Origin of the sequence: Myroides sp. NP-2 (assembly GCF_014145665.1) — a bacterium.
Taxonomy (GTDB): Bacteria; Bacteroidota; Bacteroidia; order Flavobacteriales; family Flavobacteriaceae; genus Flavobacterium.
Map to the genome: position 1 here is coordinate 1 of NZ_JACHTD010000059.1, position 507 is coordinate 507.

General features: G+C 36.5%; 1 protein-coding gene. It reads left to right on the forward strand.

What is annotated here, in order from left to right; translation table 11 throughout:
- Nucleotides 1–384, forward strand: a 384-nt coding sequence (locus H4K35_RS15630) for a transposase (protein ID WP_182628819.1), incomplete at its 5' end; no start/stop codon positions are given.
- Nucleotides 385–507 lie beyond the last annotated feature (123 nt).

Sequence of the window (507 nt, forward strand, 5' to 3'; positions counted from 1 at the left end):
AAAGTTGCCATCAGCAATCATCGGATTAAAAATGTAACAAATCAAGAAGTTACCATCAACTATAAAGATTATAAAGGCGGAAGTAAAACCAAGCAACTCACCTTAAAAAACGAAGAGTTCACAAGGCGATTTAGCTTACATATTCTGCCTAAACGCTTTGTGCGCATACGCCATTACGGTATTTTAAGCAGCAGTTGGAAACGCGGAAAACTCCAACAATTGCAAAAAGATTTAAAAGTTGTACGCCCAATAATTGAGCCCAAAACCCAACATAAAAAATGCTATTGTTGTAAAGTCGGCAATCTGATCACCTTGCATGTTTTTGGGCAAAGAGGACCACCGAAAGCCTACCTTATCGGAAGTAAACTTGCGCCTGTGAATTAACTTTTATGGGTAAGGGAACTTGTGTTTGGTTGTTTCGAAAAACAATGTAAAAAAATAGAAACAAACACAAAAAAAGCAGTAATCGTAAAATTACTGCTTGTATATCTTAAAACTGCACTTCGA